At 66.5% G+C, this 19,905-nt stretch carries 21 protein-coding genes; 10 read left to right on the plus strand and 11 right to left on the minus strand.

What is annotated here, in order from left to right:
- Positions 1-109: 109 nt before the first annotated feature.
- The 3 genes from ACH0CP_RS15685 to secG all read right to left on the minus strand — a co-directional run bounded on the left by ACH0CP_RS15685 (position 110) and on the right by secG (position 2,781).
- A complete protein-coding gene (locus tag ACH0CP_RS15685) occupies positions 110-679 on the minus strand; it encodes an NUDIX hydrolase (protein WP_294442764.1) in 570 nt (189 codons plus the stop codon).
- Positions 672-2,306: a CTP synthase gene (locus ACH0CP_RS15690; RefSeq protein WP_294442765.1), complete on the minus strand. Its 1,635-nt coding sequence runs from the start codon at positions 2,304-2,306 to the stop codon at positions 672-674. Before ACH0CP_RS15690 ends, ACH0CP_RS15685 begins: the two co-directional genes overlap by 8 nt.
- A gap of 85 nt (positions 2,307-2,391) precedes the next feature.
- On the minus strand, positions 2,392-2,781 hold the full coding sequence (secG, locus tag ACH0CP_RS15695; RefSeq protein WP_406889003.1) for a preprotein translocase subunit SecG: 390 nt from the start codon (positions 2,779-2,781) through the stop codon (positions 2,392-2,394).
- 224 nt (positions 2,782-3,005) lie between these two features.
- On the opposite strand from secG, the gene ACH0CP_RS15700 reads away from it, so the two are divergent.
- From ACH0CP_RS15700 to eda, 8 genes are all read left to right on the plus strand, one after another.
- Positions 3,006-3,326: a MarR family transcriptional regulator gene (locus ACH0CP_RS15700; RefSeq protein ID WP_294442779.1), complete on the plus strand. Its 321-nt coding sequence runs from the start codon at positions 3,006-3,008 to the stop codon at positions 3,324-3,326.
- On the plus strand, positions 3,283-3,636 hold the full coding sequence (locus ACH0CP_RS15705) for an SH3 domain-containing protein (protein WP_406875740.1): 354 nt from the start codon (positions 3,283-3,285) through the stop codon (positions 3,634-3,636). Before ACH0CP_RS15700 ends, ACH0CP_RS15705 begins: the two co-directional genes overlap by 44 nt.
- Positions 3,633-4,550 (plus strand): N-acetyl-gamma-glutamyl-phosphate reductase, encoded by a 918-nt coding sequence (argC, locus tag ACH0CP_RS15710; RefSeq protein WP_406889001.1) that lies wholly within the window; start codon positions 3,633-3,635, stop codon positions 4,548-4,550. The genes ACH0CP_RS15705 and argC overlap by 4 nt, the downstream gene beginning before the upstream one ends.
- A 64-nt stretch (positions 4,551-4,614) precedes the next feature.
- Entirely contained in the window at positions 4,615-6,078 is a 1,464-nt protein-coding gene (gene zwf, locus ACH0CP_RS15715) for a glucose-6-phosphate dehydrogenase (protein ID WP_294442768.1), read from the plus strand.
- A gap of 109 nt (positions 6,079-6,187) precedes the next feature.
- Entirely contained in the window at positions 6,188-6,895 is a 708-nt protein-coding gene (gene pgl, locus ACH0CP_RS15720; protein WP_294442769.1) for a 6-phosphogluconolactonase, read from the plus strand.
- Positions 6,896-7,018: 123 nt separating this feature from the next.
- Positions 7,019-8,851 carry a phosphogluconate dehydratase gene (gene edd, locus ACH0CP_RS15725; protein WP_406889000.1) on the plus strand — a complete coding sequence of 611 codons (1,833 nt, stop codon included), beginning with the start codon at positions 7,019-7,021 and terminating at the stop codon, positions 8,849-8,851.
- A gap of 18 nt (positions 8,852-8,869) precedes the next feature.
- Positions 8,870-9,838, plus strand: coding sequence for a glucokinase (glk, locus tag ACH0CP_RS15730; protein WP_406888998.1), 969 nt, complete (start codon positions 8,870-8,872; stop codon positions 9,836-9,838).
- Complete coding sequence (eda, locus tag ACH0CP_RS15735; RefSeq protein WP_406888996.1) at positions 9,835-10,440, plus strand: bifunctional 4-hydroxy-2-oxoglutarate aldolase/2-dehydro-3-deoxy-phosphogluconate aldolase; 606 nt, start codon at positions 9,835-9,837, stop codon at positions 10,438-10,440. The genes glk and eda overlap by 4 nt, the downstream gene beginning before the upstream one ends.
- 10 nt (positions 10,441-10,450) lie before the next feature.
- Here eda and rmuC read toward each other — a convergent pair whose 3' ends face one another.
- The 3 genes from rmuC to recR all read right to left on the minus strand — a co-directional run bounded on the left by rmuC (position 10,451) and on the right by recR (position 13,063).
- The gene (gene rmuC, locus ACH0CP_RS15740) at positions 10,451-11,836 is read right to left on the minus strand and encodes a DNA recombination protein RmuC (protein ID WP_406888994.1); all 1,386 of its coding nucleotides are present in this window, start codon (positions 11,834-11,836) and stop codon (positions 10,451-10,453) included.
- Positions 11,837-11,898: 62 nt separating this feature from the next.
- On the minus strand, positions 11,899-12,435 hold the full coding sequence (gene def, locus ACH0CP_RS15745) for a peptide deformylase (RefSeq protein ID WP_406888993.1): 537 nt from the start codon (positions 12,433-12,435) through the stop codon (positions 11,899-11,901).
- 31 nt (positions 12,436-12,466) lie between these two features.
- Positions 12,467-13,063: a recombination mediator RecR gene (gene recR, locus ACH0CP_RS15750; protein ID WP_406888991.1), complete on the minus strand. Its 597-nt coding sequence runs from the start codon at positions 13,061-13,063 to the stop codon at positions 12,467-12,469.
- Between the two features lie 56 nt (positions 13,064-13,119).
- Here recR and fmt point away from each other — a divergent pair, with 56 nt between their 5' ends.
- Both fmt and truA read left to right on the plus strand, forming a co-directional pair.
- Positions 13,120-14,022 carry a methionyl-tRNA formyltransferase gene (gene fmt, locus ACH0CP_RS15755; protein ID WP_406888989.1) on the plus strand — a complete coding sequence of 301 codons (903 nt, stop codon included), beginning with the start codon at positions 13,120-13,122 and terminating at the stop codon, positions 14,020-14,022.
- Complete coding sequence (gene truA, locus ACH0CP_RS15760) at positions 14,019-14,759, plus strand: tRNA pseudouridine(38-40) synthase TruA (protein ID WP_406888987.1); 741 nt, start codon at positions 14,019-14,021, stop codon at positions 14,757-14,759. Before fmt ends, truA begins: the two co-directional genes overlap by 4 nt.
- A gap of 15 nt (positions 14,760-14,774) precedes the next feature.
- Here the strand turns inward: truA and ACH0CP_RS15765 are convergent, their stop codons facing one another.
- The 5 genes from ACH0CP_RS15765 to ACH0CP_RS15785 form a co-directional block, all read right to left on the minus strand.
- A complete protein-coding gene (locus ACH0CP_RS15765; RefSeq protein WP_406888984.1) occupies positions 14,775-15,953 on the minus strand; it encodes a class I SAM-dependent RNA methyltransferase in 1,179 nt (392 codons plus the stop codon).
- Positions 15,954-15,958: 5 nt separating this feature from the next.
- Entirely contained in the window at positions 15,959-17,323 is a 1,365-nt protein-coding gene (locus tag ACH0CP_RS15770; RefSeq protein WP_406888981.1) for an NAD(P)H-hydrate dehydratase, read from the minus strand.
- Positions 17,320-17,715: a hypothetical protein gene (locus ACH0CP_RS15775; protein WP_406888979.1), complete on the minus strand. Its 396-nt coding sequence runs from the start codon at positions 17,713-17,715 to the stop codon at positions 17,320-17,322. Before ACH0CP_RS15775 ends, ACH0CP_RS15770 begins: the two co-directional genes overlap by 4 nt.
- Positions 17,696-19,417: a dihydroxy-acid dehydratase gene (gene ilvD, locus ACH0CP_RS15780; protein ID WP_406888977.1), complete on the minus strand. Its 1,722-nt coding sequence runs from the start codon at positions 19,415-19,417 to the stop codon at positions 17,696-17,698. The genes ACH0CP_RS15775 and ilvD overlap by 20 nt, the downstream gene beginning before the upstream one ends.
- 124 nt (positions 19,418-19,541) lie before the next feature.
- Complete coding sequence (locus ACH0CP_RS15785) at positions 19,542-19,886, minus strand: response regulator (protein ID WP_294444416.1); 345 nt, start codon at positions 19,884-19,886, stop codon at positions 19,542-19,544.
- Positions 19,887-19,905 lie beyond the last annotated feature (19 nt).

The raw sequence follows: 19,905 nt of genomic DNA on the forward strand, positions 1-19,905 counted from the left end.
GGCCGGAAGGCTCGGGCGCCTTAATTTCTTATCGGGAGTGGGTCGCTAATGGTTCGGGCACCCACGCCGCCGGCCACGTTTCGTCTTTAGATGCCTCGCCGGGCCCGGCTCAACTGGCTGCGCTCCAGCGATCAGGCAATGCCATCGCGAGGGCTGCGACGTGCATCGCTTGGATGATGCCCCCGGATCGGGCGAGTGACATAGCCTCGTTCAGGGGTAGGCGAACCAGCCGCAGGCGTTCTGTCGGCTCGTTCTGCGGTTCGCCGACCTTGGCCACGCCAGTCGCCAGTACCACATGGCAACGGTTCGACTGGTTCGACGGATTAGGCGCGAGCGTCGCGATCAGCCGCCACTCGCCCCCACCATAGCCGGTCTCTTCGCGCAGCTCGCGTTTGGCGGCAGCGATCGCGTTCGCATCGTCCGGATCGACGGCGCCTGTCGGCAGCTCCCGCGAGACGACCCCCCAGCCGTGGCGATATTGATCGACCAGCAGCAGCTGCCCATCCGCGTCCAGAGCAACGACGATCGCCCAATCAGGGTGCTCCGTCACGAAGAACGGAGCGACCCGTACCCCTTCCGCTGTGACGCAATCATCTGCGCGCACCCGCAGCCAGCGATGATCGAACGCCAGCCGCGAACGCTCGACCCGCCACGCGGGCAGGTCGGGATCGTCAGACAAGGCGGCTCTGCTTCACCGCGGCGCCAATGAAGCTTGCGAAAAGCGGATGCGGATCGAACGGCTTGGACTTCAGCTCCGGATGGAACTGAACGCCAACGAACCAAGGATGGTCCGGCCGCTCGACAATCTCCGGCAGCGTCCCGTCCGGCGACATACCGGAGAACACGAGGCCGCCCTTCTCCAGCACGTCCTTGTAGTGCGTGTTCACCTCGTAGCGGTGACGATGACGCTCGAAGATGGTTGTATCGCCATAGATCGACGCGACGACGCTATTCCCCGCCAGCTTCGCTTCATAGGCACCAAGCCGCATCGTGCCGCCAAGATCACCCTCGGCCTCGCGCTTCTCCAGTCCGTCGCGGCCCATCCACTCGGTGATCAGGCCGACCACCGGTTCCTCGGTAGGCCCAAACTCGGTCGAGGACGCATCTTCGATACCGCCAAGGTCGCGCGCACCCTCGATGCACGCCATCTGCATGCCGAAGCAGATGCCGAAATAGGGAATCTCGCGCTCGCGCGCGAAACGCACACTGGCGATCTTTCCTTCCGCACCGCGTTCACCAAAGGCCCCCGGCACCAGAATCGCGTCGCACGGCTCGAGCTGCGAGGCGATCTCCGCATCGTCGTTCTCGAACAACTCGGCGTCGATCCACCGGATGTTGACCTTTACCTTGTTGGCGATGCCGCCATGGACAAGCGCCTCGTTGAGCGACTTGTACGCGTCCTGCAGGCCGACATATTTGCCGACTACGCCGACCGTCACTTCGCCTTCAGGGTTGGTGAGGCGATCGACGATCTCCTCCCAACGGGTGAGATCGGGCGGAGAAGAAGGCGTGATACCAAAGGCGCGCAGCACCTCAGAATCGAGCCCCTCAGCGTGATACTGCAGCGGGACCGCGTAGATGCTCTTCGCGTCGAGCGCCGGGATGACGGCGCCTTCCGGCACATTGCAGAACAGCGCGATCTTCGCTCGCTCGGAGGGCGGGAGCGGCTGTTCGCAGCGGCAGACCAGCACGTCAGGCTGCACGCCAAGCGCTGCCAGTTCGCGCACCGAATGCTGTGTCGGCTTGGTCTTCAGCTCCCCCGCAGCGGCGATGTACGGCACCAACGTCACGTGGACGCTGATCGCATTGCCGCGGCCCACTTCGTTTTTGAGCTGGCGGATCGCCTCGATGAACGGCAGCGATTCGATATCACCGACCGTCCCGCCAATCTCGCACAGGACAAAATCGAGGTCGTCCGTCTCGGCACGTGCGAACGCCTTGATCGCGTCGGTAACGTGCGGAATGACCTGCACGGTGGCGCCAAGATAGTCGCCGCGGCGCTCACGCTGGATGATCTGCTGATAAATCCGGCCGGACGTTACGTTGTCGCTCTGGCGCGCTGCCACGCCGGTGAAACGTTCATAATGGCCAAGATCGAGATCGGTCTCCGCTCCGTCGTCGGTCACATAGACTTCGCCATGCTGGTACGGGCTCATCGTGCCCGGATCGACGTTCAGGTAAGGATCGAACTTGCGGATCCGCACGCGGTAACCACGCGCCTGCAGGAGAGCCGCGAGGCTCGCCGCCATGAGACCCTTGCCGAGCGAGGAGACCACGCCGCCGGTGATGAAAATGAACCGCGCCATGGGGATATCGGATTAGCCTCTAACATGCACAATGGACAAGCGCCCGCGTCACCGCGGGCGCTACGAAACCGGCGAACCGGGTGGATCAGCGGGCGAGCGGAACGCCGTTGTCAGCGGGCGCGGCCTGGTTCGCCGCGGCTGCGGCAGCAGCTGCCTCGGCAGCGGACAGCGCCGCGTCGTCAGCCTGCGGCTGCGGCGCCGGCGCAGTGACCGGAGCAGTCCGCTCGAGCGACGTGTCGACGCTGGTCGTGCCCCGCGTCGCGGCCAGAACGGCGAGCGTGATCGACAGCAGGACGAAGATGCTGGCGAGGATGGAGGTTGCGCGTGTCAGGAAATCCGCCGCGCCGCGCGCCGACATCAGGCCTGATGGGCTCCCGCCGCTGGTGAGGCCGCCGCCTTCCGATCGCTGCATCAGGATCACCGTCACGAGGGCGGCGGCGATGATCGCCTGAACGACGAGGAGGAAGGTGAACATGGCAATCCTGGCTTTACTGGCTGTTCCGGTGGGGGCTGCCCGCCGAACGATACGCGCACATAGGCGCCGCTGATCCCGCGATCAACCGTTGGTCGATTTCGTGACAGTACTGAAACCAGCCGCGGATGACCGCGTTATTCGCCCCGAGTGGTCGGAGACAGCCGGCCCCTGGAACCCGGATGATGCACGTGGCTAGTTACGCACATTCCGAGCTCAGTTCATGGATGAAGACCCTCGTGGATTATGTCCGCTCGGGTGAACCTGATCTGACCAACCGTCAGATGGCCTTGCTGCTGGTCGTCTATCTCAAGCCTGGGCCGCATACCGTTCGCGGCTTGGCCCGGATCCTCAACGTCTCGAAGCCCGTCGTCACTCGCGCCTTGAACAGGCTTGGGGCGCTCGGCTATCTGCGCCGCCAACGCGACGACAGCGACAAGCGCAATATCTTTGTCGCGCGCACTTCCGAAGGGGCAGATTTTCTTGAGGAGTTCGGGCAGTTCATTGGCGACGGCGAAGAGCCGGAACCCCGCCGCGCCAGCGCGTAAATCATTCGCGCTGGTCGGCCCGTCGCGGCATCTTGATCCCACACGCTATGCTGTTCGTGGCGACATCGCCGACGTTCGGCTCGCTGAGCACGTTTTCGCCCCCCATTACGCAGCGCCTCTGCCGCGCGTGCTGTCCGGTGAAACCAGCCTTCGCGAAAGCCGCGCTACCGATTCGGCTACGCTGGCAACTCTTGCAAAAGGCGAGACGTTCGAAGTGCTAGACGTGACCGGCGCTCAGGCCTGGGGCATTGCACCCGCACATGGCCTCGTCGGCTATATAGACGAAGCCAGCCTGGAACCTTCCGCATGACGACCAGCGTCTTCATCGATGGTGCTGCCGGTACGACGGGGCTCGAGATTCGCGAGCGGCTTGCCGACCGCGAGGATTTGACTCTCGTCACCCTGCCCGACGATCGGCGCAAGGATCAGGCCGCTCGACGTGAAGCGCTGAACGACGCGGATCTGGTCATCCTGTGCCTCCCCGACGATGCCGCGCGCGAGGCCGTGGCGCTGATCGACAATCCCCGTACCCGCGTGATTGACGCCTCCAGCGCGCATCGCGTGGCGGGCGGCTGGACCTATGGCTTTCCGGAGCTCGGTTTCGATGTCGCCGCCGCCGCGCGCGTGTCGAATCCCGGCTGCTACCCCACCGGATTCCTGGCACTCGTGGCCCCACTTGTTCGCGCCAGATTGCTCCCGCCGGATTGGCCGCTGACGGTGAACGCGGTGTCGGGATATTCCGGCGGCGGCAAGGCGCTGATCGAGCGCTTCGATTCGGATCCCGAACTCGCCTACCGCAGCTACGGCCTGGCGATGGGCCACAAACATGTGCCGGAGATGCAGCAGCACGCCGGACTCGCGCACGCCCCCCTGTTCGCGCCTGCAGTAGTCCGCGCCTTTCGGGGCATGATCGTGGAGGTCCCGCTTCAGCTGGCTGCGCTGCCCTCCCCCCCGTCGCGCGCCGCCGTGCTCGATGCGCTTGCGGCCACATTCGACGGCGCGCCGCTCGTCACCGTGCATCAGGATCAGCCCGCGGAGCTGCTGATGGCGCGTGACGCCGCGCCAGACGACCGGCTCGACCTGTGGGTGTTCGCCGACGCTGCCGGGCAGCAGGCCCGGCTTGTTGCCCGGCTAGACAATCTGGGCAAGGGCGCCGCTGGCGCGGCAGTGCAGAACCTCAACCTGATGATCGGTGCCCCTCCTTTGGTAGGGTTGGTCCTCTGAAGAAGTTGGGCGTTACTGTATCCGGCACGGCCATGCGCCGCTCGAAGCGAAAAGAGGAATCCGAATGCAGCGCAACCCGGTAGCAAAGCTCCTGCTGTTCGGCGCGACTGGCGATCTCGCCCAGCGGATGCTCCTGCCCTCTCTCTATGGCCTTCACGCCGATCACCTGTTGCCCGCCGGCCTGACGATCACCGGCACGGCGCGGTCGGATCATGACGATGAAAGCTATCGCGCCTTCGCACGGGAGGCGCTGGACGAGTTCCTGCCGAAGGACCGGCGCGATTCGGATGCGATCGACAGCTTCCTCAAGCGGCTGAATTACCAGCCCCTCGATGCAACCGACGTCGACCATTACGGCGATCTGGCGAAGAAGGTGGGCGACGTCTCGGGGGGACTCGCCATCTTCCTGTCGACGGCGCCCTCTCTATTCAAGCAGGTGATCGGCGGGCTCTCCAAGGCCGGCCTGGCGGGTGACACCGTCCGGATCGGGCTGGAAAAGCCGCTCGGCTATGATCTCGCGTCCAGCCGCGAAATTAACGACACCGTCGCCACCGCCTTCCCGGAAGAGCGGATTTTCCGCATCGACCACTATCTCGGCAAGGAGACGGTGCAGAACATCCTCGCCCTGCGCTTTGGCAATTCCTTCTTCGAACCTGTGTGGAATGCGCAGGGCATCGATAACGTGCAGATCACCGTCAGCGAGACGGTGGGACTGGAAGATCGCGCAGGCTATTATGACGGCGCCGGCGCCCTGCGCGACATGGTGGCGAACCACATCCTGCAGCTCGTTGCGCTGATCGCGATGGAGCCGCCGGCACGTTACGACGTCACCGAAATTCGCGACGAGAAGGCGAAGGTGTTCCGTTCGCTGCGCGAGATCCGGCCCGAAGAAGCGCCGACCTGCACGGTCATCGGCCAGTATCTCGGCGGGGCGGTGAAGGGCGAGATCGTCAAGGGCTACGACGAGGAACTCGGCAAGGATTCGAACACCGAAACCTTTGTCGCGATCAAGGCACACGTTGATAACTGGCGCTGGCAGGGCGTGCCCTTCTATCTTCGCACTGGCAAGCGCATGCCCACTCGACGAAGCGAGATTGCGATCCAGTTCAAGCCGGTCCCGCACTCGATGTTCTCCGGACGCGGCGGGCTGCTACAGCCCAACATGCTGATCATTCGCCTCCAGCCGGAAGAATATATCCAGCTTCTCGTCATGGCGAAGGAGCCCGGCCTCGATCGGGAAGGCATCCGCCTGCGCGAAGTGCCGCTGAATCTCAGCCTCGATGCAGAGTTCGCCGGCACGCGCCGCCGTATCGCCTACGAACGCCTGCTTCTCGATCTGATCGAGGGCGATCAGACCTTGTTCGTGCGCCGCGACGAAGTGGAGGCGCAATGGACGTGGATCGATGCGATCCGCGCGGGCTGGAAGGCCAACGACATGAAGCCGAAGCATTATGCCGCCGGCACCTGGGGTCCTGCAGCTTCGATCGCGCTGACCGAGCGCGACGGCGTTACCTGGCAGGACGATTGATCGAGGGAGCTTACGCTTCCCCTCACCCGTTCGTGTGAGGCGAGCCGAGACACGTTTTGCCTCACTTTCTGTCCCGCGACATTGCTTCGGGACCTACGGAATTGGATCTATGAGCGACGAAATCGAATGGTGGGAATATGACGACGCGGCCGAGATGGCAGATGCGGTCGCAGGCGACGTTCAGTTCATCATCGAAAGCGCGATTGATGCGCGCGGCGCGGCCGTTATCGCGCTTTCCGGCGGCAAGACGCCGATCCCGATCTACCAGAAGCTGGCCAGCGCCAAGCTCGATTGGAAGCGCGTGACGATCCTGCCGACGGACGAACGGATCGTGCCGCTGGGCGATCCGCTCAGCAACGTGACGATGATCGGCAAGACCTTCATTCCCAAGGGCGCGCGCGTGATCCCGATCGTGCCGCAGGCGACCGCCGACTATAAGGCCGCCGGCCGTTCGGCCGACGCGCTGATGCAGGACCTGCACTGGCCGCTCGACCTCTGCCTGCTTGGCGTTGGGGCGGACGGTCACACGGCATCGATCTTCCCTGGGCCGGACTATGACGAAGCGTTGAATGGCCCGCGCGAGCGTCGTGCACTTGGCGTGATGCCGGAGCCGCTGCCGGAAGAGGCGCCGGTTGCGCGCGTCACGCTGTCGCGTGCCGGCATCATCTCCGCCAAGGCGCTGATGATCGCCATCACCGGCGCCAAGAAGCGCAAGGTGCTGGAGGATGCGATCGCCCAGGGCGCGGGCTCGGCTTATCCGATCGGCCGGGTGCTCGCGGATGCCGAGCTTCCCGTGGACATCCACTGGGCGGAGTAGCCGCCCTACCCTCCCACTCACGGGCGGGATGGGGGAGAGGCCTGTCGCCTTCCGGCGCTTCGGCGTACATAGATATGCCCTCCCCTGACCCTCCTTTCACCTGGAGGGGACTGAGAGACTGAAATGCCCCTGAACTCCGTCGTCTCCGCCGTCACTGATCGCGTGATCGCCCGGTCGCGCGACAGCCGTTCGCGTTACCTCGATCTCCTCACGCGGGAGCGGGATCAGTGGATCGGCCGCCCGGCGCTTGGCTGCGCCAACCTCGCGCACGCTTATGCAGGTACGGAAGAGGACCGTGCGGCGATGAAGGCGGGCGACGGGATGAACATCGGCATCGTCACGGCCTACAACGACATGCTCTCGGCCCATGCCGTCTATTACCGGTACCCCGAGCAGATGAAGGTCTGGGCGCGCGAGGTCGGGGCAACGGCGCAGGTCGCCGGCGGCGTGCCGGCGATGTGCGACGGCGTGACCCAGGGCTATGCCGGGATGGAGTTGTCGCTGTTCAGCCGCGATACGATCGCCCTGGCGACGGCGATCGCCCTCTCCCATGGCACGTTCGAGGGTGCGCTGCTGCTCGGCATCTGTGACAAGATCGTTCCCGGCCTGCTGATGGGCGCGCTCCGCTTCGGACACTTGCCCATGCTGATGGTGCCAGGCGGCCCGATGCCGACCGGCATCTCGAACAAGAGCAAGGCGGCGGTCCGCGAGCGCTACGCCATGGGGGAGGCGGACCGCGAGGAGCTGCTCGACAGCGAAATTGCGGCTTATCACACCCAGGGCACCTGCACCTTCTTCGGCACGGCCAATACCAACCAGATGATGATGGAGGTGATGGGCCTCCACATCCCCAACGCCGCCTTCGTCAATCCCGGCACGAAGCTTCGCCAGGCGCTGACCCGCGCGGCGGTGCACCGCGTTGCCGGTCTCGGCTGGCGCGGCGAGGATTACCGGCCGATCGGCCATTGCGTTGACGAGCGCGCGATCGTGAACGCAGCCGTGGGCCTGCTCGCCACCGGCGGCTCCACCAACCACCTGCTTCACCTTCCCGCGATCGCCCGCGCTGCGGGGATCGTGATTGACTGGGAGGATATGGACCGCCTGTCGCGTGCGGTGCCGTTGATCGCGCGCGTCTATCCAAACGGCGCGGCAGACGTGAACGGCTTCGAGGCTGCCGGCGGCATGGCCTTCGTCATCCGCGAACTGATCGCCAGCGGCCATCTTCATGCCGATATCCTCACCGCCGGCAGCGACACGCTCTCCGATGCCTCGGGCAAACCGATGCTCGACGGGGACGCGGTTGTATGGCGTGATCCGGGGGCCAGCGGAGACGATACGATCCTTCGTACCCCAGCGGACCCTTTCTCGCCGGATGGTGGGATGCGCATCCTGGCCGGTAATATCGGTCGCGCCTGCATCAAGGTGTCGGCCGTGGATCCCGACCGCTGGATCATCGAGGCACCGGCAGCCGTGTTTCACGATCAGGCAGAAGTGCTCGCGGCCTTCCAGCGCGGCGAACTGGACCGCGATGTGGTGGTCGTCGTCCGCTTCCAGGGCCCACGTGCCAACGGCATGCCGGAACTTCATAAGTTAACGCCGGCGCTCGGCGTCCTGCAGAACAAGGGCTATCGCGTCGCTCTTGTCACCGACGGTCGCATGTCGGGCGCCTCAGGCAAGGTCCCCGCCGCAATCCACGTGTCGCCGGAAGCGCTGCCTGGGCTGAGCGGCGACGGCGGGGCCATCGCGCTGATCCGCGATGGCGACATGATCCGGGTCGATGCGGTCGCCGGCACGATTGACGCTCTGGTTGACGCTAGAGAATGGGCTGAGCGGACGCCCGCGCCCGCGCCACCCGCCGCTGACGGCTTCGGCCGCGAACTGTTCGGCATGTTCCGCGGCCTGGCGGATGAAGCCGAAAAAGGCGCCTCGGCCATACTCGCCGGCGCGCACCTCTAGATCGGGACGAAGGCTGACATGGAACTGGTATCGGTCGACATCGGCGGCACGCATGCGCGCTTCGCGATCGCGGAGGTCGAGGGCGGTCGCGTCGTCTCGCTCGGCGAGCCGATCACGCTCAAGACATCCGATCACGCCAGTCTGCAGACGGCGTGGCAGGCGTTCGAGCGGAAGCTGGATCGGCCGATTCCCTCGGCTGCGGCAATCGCCGTCGCCTCGCCAATCACCGGTGACGTGATCCGCCTGACCAACAATCCGTGGGTCATCCGCCCTTCGCTGATCCCCGAACGACTCGGCGCCGCGACCTTCACGATCATCAACGATTTCGGTGCGATCGGCCATGCCGTCGCTCAGCTGCCGCCGGAGCATTTCGATCACCTCTGCGGGCCGGATATCACGCTGCCCGACAAGGGTGTGACGACCGTCTGCGGGCCCGGCACTGGCCTCGGCGTCGCGCAGGTGTTCCGCCATGGCAACGGCTATCACGTTCTTCCCACTGAGGGCGGGCACATCAATTACGCGCCGCTGGACGGGATCGAGGACGCGCTGCTGAAGCGGCTGCGCGGCACGTTCACCCGCGTCTCGGCCGAGCGAATCTGCGCTGGCCCGGGCATCGTCGCGATCTACGAGTTGCTTGCCGAGATGGAGGGCCGCCACGTTCCCAGCCGCGACGACAAGGTTATCTGGACGGAGGCGCTGGAAGGCACCGACTCGATCGCACTTGCCGCGCTCGATCGCTTCTGCCTCGCGCTTGGCGCCACGGCCGGCGATCTCGCGCTGGCCCACGGCGCCAACGGCGTTGTCATCGCTGGCGGGCTCGGCCTGCGGATCAAGGACAAGCTGATCCGCTCGGGCTTTGATCAGCGCTTCGTTGCCAAGGGACGTTTCCAGTCGATGATGGCAAACATCCCGGTCAAGCTCATCACCCATCCCCAGCCCGGCCTGTTCGGTGCCGCGGCGGCCTTCGCACAGGAACATACGGCATGACCGATATCGGCCAGATCATGCGCACCAGTGCGGTCATCCCCGTACTGGTGATCGAGGATGCGGCAACCGCCCGGCCGCTCGCTGAGGCGCTTGTCGCCGGTGGCCTGCGCGTGCTCGAAGTAACGATGCGCACCCCGGCCGCGATCGACGCCATCCGGGAGATGAAGCAAGTGCGCGGCGCGATCGTCGGTGCCGGCACGGTCGTCTTCGCCGATCAGTTTGAGCAGGTCGTGGAGGCCGGCGCCGAGTTCATCGTATCCCCCGGCCTTACCGAACAGCTCGCGCGCCCGATCATTGCCAGCGGCGTGCCTTATCTTCCGGGCGTCGCAACCGCGGGTGACATCATGCGCGGGCTCGACCTTGGCCTCACGCACTTCAAGTTCTTTCCGGCCGAAACTTCCGGGGGGTTGAAGGCGCTGAAGGCGCTCGCCGCCCCCTTCTACCAATGCCGCTTCTGCCCGACCGGCGGAGTTTCGGAGGCCAACGCTGCCGACTGGCTCGCGTTCGATCCGGTGCTCTGCGTCGGCGGCAGCTGGGTTGCGACTGGTTCGCCAGCGGAGATCGAAGCTAAGGCGCGCGCGGCGGCTGCGCTCCGGCGTTAAGCCCAAAGCGTTATTCGGCCGCCTCCCCCACGTCGGCCGTCAACTTCGTCAAGGGCCGGGCACTCTGCTCGATGACCGGCGGCGACTCGAGCGTCTTGCCGGCGGTATCGATCTTGAGCGTGTCGAAGCGCCGGGCCTGGGTCAGCACCTGCGATTCGAGACTGCCCACGAACGCATTATATGCGCCCATCGCGGTGTCGAGGTTCTTGCCAAGCTTCGCGACATGGCCGCCCATCACCGCTAGGCGGGCGTAGAGATCCTTGCCGAGCTGCGCGATCTCCCTCGCCTGCTCGGCGAGCTGCTCCTGCCGCCAGACCGCTGCAACCGTGCGGGCGATGGCGATCAGGTTCGTCGGCGTTGCGAGCAGCACGCGCCGTTCGAAGGCATAGTCCCAAAGTGTCGGATCATGTTCCAATGCCGCGGACAGGAAATGCTCGCCCGGGACGAACATCACCACATAGTCCGGGGCATCATCGAACTGGTTCCAGTAAGCCTTGGCACCCAGCCCATTAACGTGCGCCCGCATCGCTGCGGCATGCGCTGTCAGGCCGGCGGAACGATCCGCCTCGTCGACAGCGCCGAACGCATCCTGATAAGCGTTCAGTGACACCTTTGCGTCGATCACCAGCGATTTGCCGCCAGGTATCCGAACGATCACGTCGGGACGGAATCGCGCGCCATCCGCATCGGTCACCGACACTTCCGTGGCAAAATCCGCATGCTCGGAAAGCCCGCAGCTTTCCAGCACATTGCGAAGCTGCTGCTCGCCCCAGCGGCCGCGCGCCTTGGGCGCGTTGCGCAGCGCGTTGACCAGCTTGGCTGCCTCGCTGCGTACCGATTCCTGCCCGATCCGCATCTGCTCGATCTGGCCGCGCAGTTCGCCGAAGGCATCGCGGCGCTCCGCCTCCACCTTCTGCACGCCCTCTTCATAACGCTGCAGCCGCTCGCTCACCGGCTGCAGCATGGCACGCAGGTTCTGACCGGCCGTCTCTTCGGACTCGCGGAAACGCTCATTCGCACGCTGAAGAAACCGATCCTGCGCCTCCGCCAGCAGTTGCTGGCCGACTTGGCTGAATTGCGCCGCCAGCGCATCCTTCGCCTCACGCAGTTCGATCAACCGCGAGTCGAACGCGCGCGCCTCGGCCTGCAAGCGCGCGATCTCGGCACGGCCGGCATCACGATCGTCACGGATCGCCGCCAGTTCCTGGCGCAGCGAACCCGCCGCCTTGGCGCGCTCTTCGGCGCCGGCAAGATCAACGATCGCCTTCTTGAATTCGTCGGTCCGCGCATCGCGCTCGGCACGAAGTGCCGCCACGCCGCGGCTGGCGAGCCACCATCCCGCCGCGAGCCCGATGAGCAGGGCGACGACGATCAACAATGCGGCGACTGGCTCCACGCTTCCTCCGGAAGAGAACGAAGCGCGAACCTAACCCTCGGCCTACGCAGAGGCAAGCGCGATCAAGCGGCGTTCTTGCGCGCCTTTGCCAGCTTCTTCAGCAGCATGTCGCGCTTCAGGCGCGTGATATGATCGATGAACAGCACGCCGTTCAGATGGTCGATCTCGTGCTGCATGCACGTCGCCATCAGGCCGTCCATATCCTCTTCATGGCGCTGGCCATCGAGATCCAGCCACGCCACGCGGCAGCGCGCCGGCCGCTCCACCTCGGCATATTGTTCCGGGATAGACAGGCAGCCCTCGTTGTATCGCGAGGTCTCCTCGGAGACCGAGATGATCTCCGGATTGATGTAGGCCTTGGGATCGCGAACCGCTTCGGGCTTTTCCTCGTCCTCGGTCTCGCGCTCCTGAAGGTCGATCACGACGACGCGGCGGGCGACGCCCACCTGGATCGCGGCAAGGCCGATGCCTCGCGCGTCGTACATCGTCTCGGTCATGTCAGCGACGAGCTGACGCACCTCGTCGTCAATCGTTTCAACAGGCGCGCAGACAAGACGCAGACGCGGATCGGGAACCTCGACAATCGGAAGAATGGCCATGCGCGCGAGATATTGGCGGACGCCCGCCGAATCAAGCGACGGGTCGCCGCGCCCTCAGCGCCTGTGCCAATGTGCCCTCATCAAGGTAATCGAGTTCCCCGCCGACCGGCAGGCCATGGGCAAGCTGCGTGAGGCGAATCGGAAAGCGCTCCAGCCGCTCGGCAATGTAATGCGCGGTCGTCTGCCCCTCGAGCGTGGCGTTCATGGCAAGCACCACCTCGTCGACGCCCCCTGCTTCCACCCGCCGAACCAGCTGGTCGATCGCCAGATCCTCGGGCCTGACGCCTTCCAGCGCGGATAGTCGCCCGCCCAGCACGTGGAAGCGTCCGGGAAAGAGCCGCGACCGATCGAGTGCCCAGAGATCCGCAACTTCCTCAACCACGCACAAGGCCCGTGCGTCACGGCGCGGATCGGCGCAGATCGCGCACGGATCCGTGGTGTCGACATTGCCGCAGATCGAGCAGGTCGCCAGCCGCTCCTCCACCGCCTGCAGCGCGGCGAGCAGCGGCACGAGCGCCCCTTCTCGCTTCTTTACGAGGTGGAGCACCGCACGGCGCGCCGATCGCGGGCCGAGCCCAGGAAGCCGCGCCAACGCGCCCGTCAGCGCTTCGATCTCCTGTGATGCCATCGCCGGAACAGATAGGGGGTTGCGCCTGGCTTCGCCAGCGCGTTGAAGCGCCCGCCATGCGGATCGTCTTCATGGGAACGCCCGAGTTCGCGGTGCCGGCGCTCGATGCGCTCGTTGCTGCGGGTCATCACATCGTCGCGGCCTACAGCCAGCCACCCCGCCCCGGCGGCCGACGCGGCCGCGCCCTCGTCCCCTCGCCGGTGCACCAGCGCGCCGAAGCGCTCGGCATCGAGGTACGCACCCCCGTCTCACTAAAAGCCGCGCCGGAGCAGGAGGCTTTCGCCGCGCTGGGCGCCGACGTCGCCGTAGTGGCCGCTTACGGGCTTATCCTTCCGCGCCCGATCCTCGAGGCGCCGCGTCACGGCTGTCTCAACATCCACGGCTCGCTCTTGCCGCGCTGGCGCGGAGCCGCACCGATCCAGCGCGCGATCCTCGCCGGTGACGCAGAGACCGGCGTCGGGATCATGCAGATGGAGGCCGGTCTCGATACCGGGCCCGTCCGCCTGGAGGGCCGCACGCCGATCGAAGGCAAGACCGCGGGCGAGCTTACCACCGAATTGGCCGGCATGGGCGCGAAGCTGATGGTGGAGGTTCTCGCTGACATTGATGCCCATCCGCCGGTCCCGCAGCCGGCACACGGCGTCACCTATGCCGCAAAGATCGCCAAGGAGGAGCTTCGGCTCGACTTCACCCGGGACGCTGAGGCGGTCGAACGGCAGGTACGTGCCTTCAATCCGCCGGGCGCATGGTTCGAAGTCGGCAGCGAGCGCATCCGCGTGCTTTCAGCGGATGTCGCGGACCCGTCCGGGGAAAGTGGCGAGGTGCTGGACGATCAGCTGACGATTGCCTGCGCAGCCGGTGCGATACGGCCAACATCCGTCCAGCGGGCCGGTCGCGGCGTGATGAGCGTCCACGAACTGCTGCGCGGCTTCGCCATCCCGGCCGGCACACGCCTGTGACCCGGTTCGCGCTCACCGTGGAGTTCGACGGCCGCCCCTTCATGGGCTGGCAGCGGCAGGATCACGGGCCGAGCGTCCAACAGGCGATCGAGGACGCAGCCTTTGCTGTGACGGGGGAGCGCACCACCATTCACGCCGCCGGCCGCACCGATGCGGGGGTCCACGGGGTGGCCATGCGCGCGCATCTCGATCTGTTGAAGGATCTCACCCCCTTCCGGCTGGGCGAGGCACTCAACGCCCGCCTGCGGCCGGCGCCGATCGCTATCCTCGGCTGCGAGATCGTTCCGGATGATTGGCACGCGCGCTTCTCGTGCCTTGGCCGGTCCTATGAATATCGCATCGTCAACCGACGCGCGCCGCTAACGTGGGACAAGGGCCTCGCATGGCAAGTGCCGCAGCCGCTCGACGAAGCGGCGATGCACCGGGCGGCTCAGCTGCTCGTCGGCCGGCATGATTTCACGACCTTCCGCTCGGCCCACTGCCAGGCACAAAGCCCGGTCAAGTCGATCGATCGGCTCGACGTGACGCGCAATGGAGACCGCCTGATCGTCACCGCTGCGGCGCGTTCCTTCCTTCACCATCAGGTGCGGTCGATGGTCGGTTGCCTCGCACTCGTCGGCATGGGCCGCTGGGCGGTCGCCGACATGGGCGACGCGCTGGAAGCTGCGGATCGCACGCGGCTCGGCCTCAACGCCCCGCCCGACGGTCTCTACTTCATGAACGCGCGCTACCCCTAAGGGGCGCCACGCCGCTCAGCGCGTCAACTGAGCTGCCAGTTCGACGTGCGTCGACCAGCGGAACTGCCCCACCGGCTGGATCCAGTCGAGACGCCAGCCGCCTTCTAGCATCGTCTTCACATCGCGTGCGAAACTGCTGGGATTACACGATACATAGGCGAGGCGCGGCACCCGCGCGCCGGCCAGCGCGTGCGCCTGCTCGCGCGCGCCGGCGCGCGGCGGATCGATCACGATGGCGCCAAACCGGTCAAGCTCGACCGGGGTCAGCGGGCGGCGGAACAGATCGCGATGCTCGGTGAACACCGGCAGCTGCGCGCGCGACGCCGCTGCTTTGAGTGACCCGATCGCCTCACGTCCGCCCTCCGCGGCATAGACCCGCCCCGGCAGCGCTAGTGCGAAGGTCCCAAGCCCGGCGAAGAGATCCGCGGTCACAGCGGCGTCACCCACCGCCTCGCGCACGGCGGAGACCAGCGCGGCCTCGCCCTCTGCCGTCGCCTGCAGGAACGCTGCAGGCGGCAGCGGCACCGGCACGCCGCCCAGCGTGATCGTCACGGCGTCCGGCTCCCACCGCACCTCCGGGCCATAGCCTTCGTCGAATGCAATCCGCGCCAGGCCATGTGCCTCGGCAAAGCCGCTGATCGCCTCGGCCGCTTTCAACCCCTCCGGCATGATCCCGTTGATGAGGAGGTCAACGCCCTGATCGGCCAGCGTCAGGTGGACGTCCAGCCGCCGCTTGGGCCGCAGCACATGGATCAGCCGACGAAGCGGTGCCACCAGCGCGAACAGCTCGGGACGAAGCACGTGGCATTCGGCAAGATCGACGATGGCGTGGCTCTTCTCCACCGCGAAACCGATCCGGCCCGCCGCCTCGGCATGGAGTGTCGCCCGGCGGCGCGTCCGCGGCGGTGACAAGGCCGGCGCGCGAACGTCGGTCGAGAGCCCCTGCGCTGACAATGCCCCCGCGATCCGGTCGACGATGAAGTCGCTCCACGACGAATCGTCCAGCTGCTGCAGCTGGCACCCGCCGCATTCCGGGAAGTGGCGGCACGGCGGCACTTGATAATGCGGTCCGCGCACGATCGTGCCATCCGCTGCGACGCGGTCGCCCGGCGCAGTTAGCGCCACATGCCGCCCGTCGTCCGTCACGCCATCGCCGCGCCCGGCGATCCGCACGATCGTCGCTTCTTCACTCACCAATACTATCCAATCGCACTCGGTAGATGCGCCGCCAGATCGTCGGCGACAAAGGCGGGCCCGGCGAGTCGCGCCGCTTGCGCGTGCAGCCATACCCCGTCCACCGCCGCCTGCAACGGATCGGCCCCGCCGGCAAGCCGCGCCGCGATCACGCCGGCGAGAACGTCGCCAGTCCCGGCGGTCGAAAGCCACGTCGGGGCACCCGAATGGACGACGGCGCGGCCATCCGGCGATGCGATGACGGTGTCCACCCCCTTGTAGACCACGATCGCGCGAGCCCCACGCGCCGCGGAAAGCGCGCGCTCGATCTTGCTGCCTCCTTGCTCGCCGAACATCCCCGCGAACTCGCCGCCATGCGGGGTCAGGATCGTCTGGGGCGGCAGCGCATGACTTCCAATGAGAGCTAAAGCATCGCCATCGATCACCAATGGCCGGCCACATCGCAGCGCCGCGTCCAGCTTCGTCACCGCATCATCGCCGCGCCCAAGGCCGGGCCCGACGACGACCGCGCCGATCCGCCGGTCCGCAAGCAGCGCGGCGTCGAACCGGCGGCGAACGATCGCATGTGGCAGCCGATCCGTCGCGCTGCCGAGCAACAGTACATAGCCTGCCCCGGCCTTCGCCGCGGCGGTTGCGCACAAGGCCGCGGCCCCCGGCATGGCGCCGGCGATCACCGTCACCATCCCGCGCGAATATTTATGCGCGTTGACGCTCGGCGCTTCGCGTCGGGGCTCCGCGGCCACCTGCACCTTGCTGTCCGCAGGGATGCCGATGTCGAGAACGCGCACTGCCCCGCAGCGCCTGGCGGCCGGTTCCAGCACATGCGCCGGCTTCGCCGCACCCAGCGTCAGGGTCAGGTCAAACCGCGGTACCTTGCCTGGGCAAGCACCGTCGTCGCTCGCTGCGCCGCTCGGCACGTCAACCGCGATCGACAGGCGCGCAGCGGCAACCAACGCGCAAAGAAGCGTTGCCAGCACATCGTCCAGCGCCCGTGTCAGGCCGACGCCGAACAGGGCGTCAACCACCACGGGGGCAGGCGCGGCATCACCGATCATTTCCACCGGCCCGCCCCATTGCTGGCGGGCAGCCTGCGCAGCAGGCGTTTTCGGCTCGCCGCTCGCCGCGACCCGGACCGGCAGCCCTGCCCGACGCAGCGTCGCCGCGACGACATAACCGTCACCGCCATTGTTGCCTGGCCCGCACAGCACCAGAACCTCCGCGCCAGCGGCCAGCCGGCGCACCTGCTCCGCCACCGCTTCACCGGCGCGCTGCATCAGGCTTTCGACGGTAGCGCCGGCATCGATCGCCCGCTGTTCGGCCGCACGCATTTCGGCCGCGGTCAGGATCAGCTGGCCGGCAAGCGAGTTCATCGAGCAGCGGCCTTCATCGTTGCCGGCAAACGATAATGATCGTCGCCCAGCGCCACTTCGATCTCGTCGGCGCCGGCCAAGGTGACCACCGCCGGCTCCGCGCCGTCGGCCGCGACGACGCCGCGCCCGTCGCTCGCGACCAGCAACCGGCGGAAGCCGCCATCGGGGTGCCGCATCGTCAGCACCAGCCCGCCGTCGCTTTCCGCCCGCTCGATCTCGCACACGCGGGCGAATGCCTTGGCGCCGCCGGGCGCGCATTGCACCCGGCCGTCTTCCGCGGCGGCCACCGCCTGCTCAGCCTCCGCCTTCGCCAGCACCTTGGTATCGGCCTTTGGCTCGCCGCAGGCGGCGAGCGCGAGGATCAGAAATGCGCTAGATATCCGCGTAGACATGGCGTTCGGCAGCAGCTCCCGGATGGGTGACCGCTCCCTTGTACGCCGGGCCGACATTCTGCGCATAGCGCCACAACGCGCCTGACCCGTAATCGGACACACGCGGCTGCCACGCCGCCTTGCGCGCCGCCAGCACGGCCTCGTCGACGAGAAGGTCGATCGTTCCCACCTCGGCGTCGATACGGATGATGTCGCCATCCTCGACCAGCGCGATCGGGCCGCCCTCGGCTGCCTCCGGGCCGACGTGCCCGATGCAGAAGCCGCGCGTCGCACCTGAGAAACGACCGTCGGTGATCAGCGCCACCTTCTCACCCATGCCTAGGCCGTAAAGCGCAGCAGTGGTCGACAGCATCTCGCGCATTCCCGGCCCGCCCTTGGGTCCTTCGTAGCGGATGATGACCACCTCGCCTTCCTTGATCTGGCGATGCTCCACCGCCTGGAACGCATCCTCCTCGCAGTCGAAGCAGCGCGCTGGCCCTTCGAACTGCAGGCGGTGCATGCCGGCGACCTTCACGATCGCGCCATCGGGCGCCAGGCTGCCGCGCAGTCCCACGACGCCGCCGGTCGGCGTGATCGGCGCCTTCGCATCGTAGATCACCTTCTGGTCGGGGTTCCAGGTGACCTCGTCGATATTCTCGCCCAGCGTTTTGCCGGTCACGGTCATGCAATCGCCGTGCAGCAGACCCTCCGCCAGCAGCGACTTCATCAGCATGTACGCGCCGCCTGCCTCGTACATGTCCTTCGCTACATACTGCCCGCCCGGCTTCAGATCGGCGCAATACGGCGTCGACTTGAAGATCTCTGCGACGTCGAACAGGTCGAACTCAATCCCTGCCTCATGCGCCATGGCCGGCAGATGGAGCGCCCCGTTTGTGGAGCCGCCGGTCGCCGCCACGATGCGTGACGCGTTCTCGAACGCTTCGCGGGTGCAGATATCGCGCGGGCGAATGTTGCGCGCCAGCAGCTCCATCACCTGCGCGCCGGCCGCAACCGCGATCTGCTCGCGCGTAGTGTAAGGAGCAGGCACCATGTTGCTGTTCGGCAGCGACAGGCCGATCGCTTCCGCGACGCAAGCCATGGTGTTCGCGGTATACTGACCGCCGCATGCGCCGTGGCCGGGGCACGCTACCTTTTCCAGCGCATGAACGTCTTCGATCGGGCACGTGCCCGCGGCATATTTGCCGACCACCTCGAACACATCGACGACGGTCACGTCGCGATCCTGATAGCGGCCCGGGAGGATCGACCCGCCATAAACGAAGATCGACGGGATATTCAGCCGCAGCATCGCCATCATCATGCCCGGCAGAGACTTGTCGCACCCCGCGAAGCCGACGAGCGCGTCATAGCAATGGCCGCGCACGGACAGCTCGACCGAGTCGGCGATCACTTCGCGGCTGACAAGGCTCGCCTTCATGCCTTGATGGCCCATGGCGATCCCGTCGGTGACGGTGATGGTGTTGAACCGCCGCGGCATGCCGCCGCCCTGCTCCACGCCGCGCCGCGCCGCGTCAGCCTGCGCATCGAGCGTCGTGTTGCAGGGCGCGCTGTCATTGCCGGCGGAGGCGAGCGCGACGAACGGCCGCGCGATCTCCTCTTCGCTCAGCCCCATCGCATAATAATAGCTGCGGTGCGGCGCGCGTTCGGGGCCGACCGACACATGGCGGCTCGGCAGCCGGTTCTTGTCGAAGCTGTGGGTCATGGCTGCGGTCGCTATGCCGCTCGGCCGTGGCGCGCAACCCGCCTTGCGCAACAACCCGATGGTTTGATCAGGCTGCGCGCAACTTTCCGACCGCAAAGACGCGGGCGGTTAGCCTTTCACCACCTCAGAGCTGAGCGAGCGCCTGTTCGACACCGTCCATGGTGAACGGCTTCTGCAGCACGGGCCGGCCGCGGAATTCCTCGATCAGCATGTCGTCCGCCCCGCCAGTCGCAAAGACGAATGGGATACCCTTCTCTGCGAGGGCCGCTGCGATCGGCCAGCTTTTCTCGCCGCCGCGCAGGTTCACGTCGAGGATCGCGCAGTCGAAGCCTCCTGCCTCGACGAGCGCCAGCGCCGTCTCGACGGAATCGGCAGTGCCGGCACATTGCCGCTCGAGCAGATCGAGGAAGTCCTCGAGCATCATGGCGATAAGCGGCTCGTCTTCGACGAGCAGGACGCGAGTGGTCATGCGGGCTCATTAGGTGGCG

The sequence above is a fragment of the Sphingomonas sp. 179-I 2A4 NHS genome (assembly GCF_045369135.1).
In the GTDB taxonomy this organism is placed as follows: Bacteria; Pseudomonadota; Alphaproteobacteria; order Sphingomonadales; family Sphingomonadaceae; genus Sphingomonas.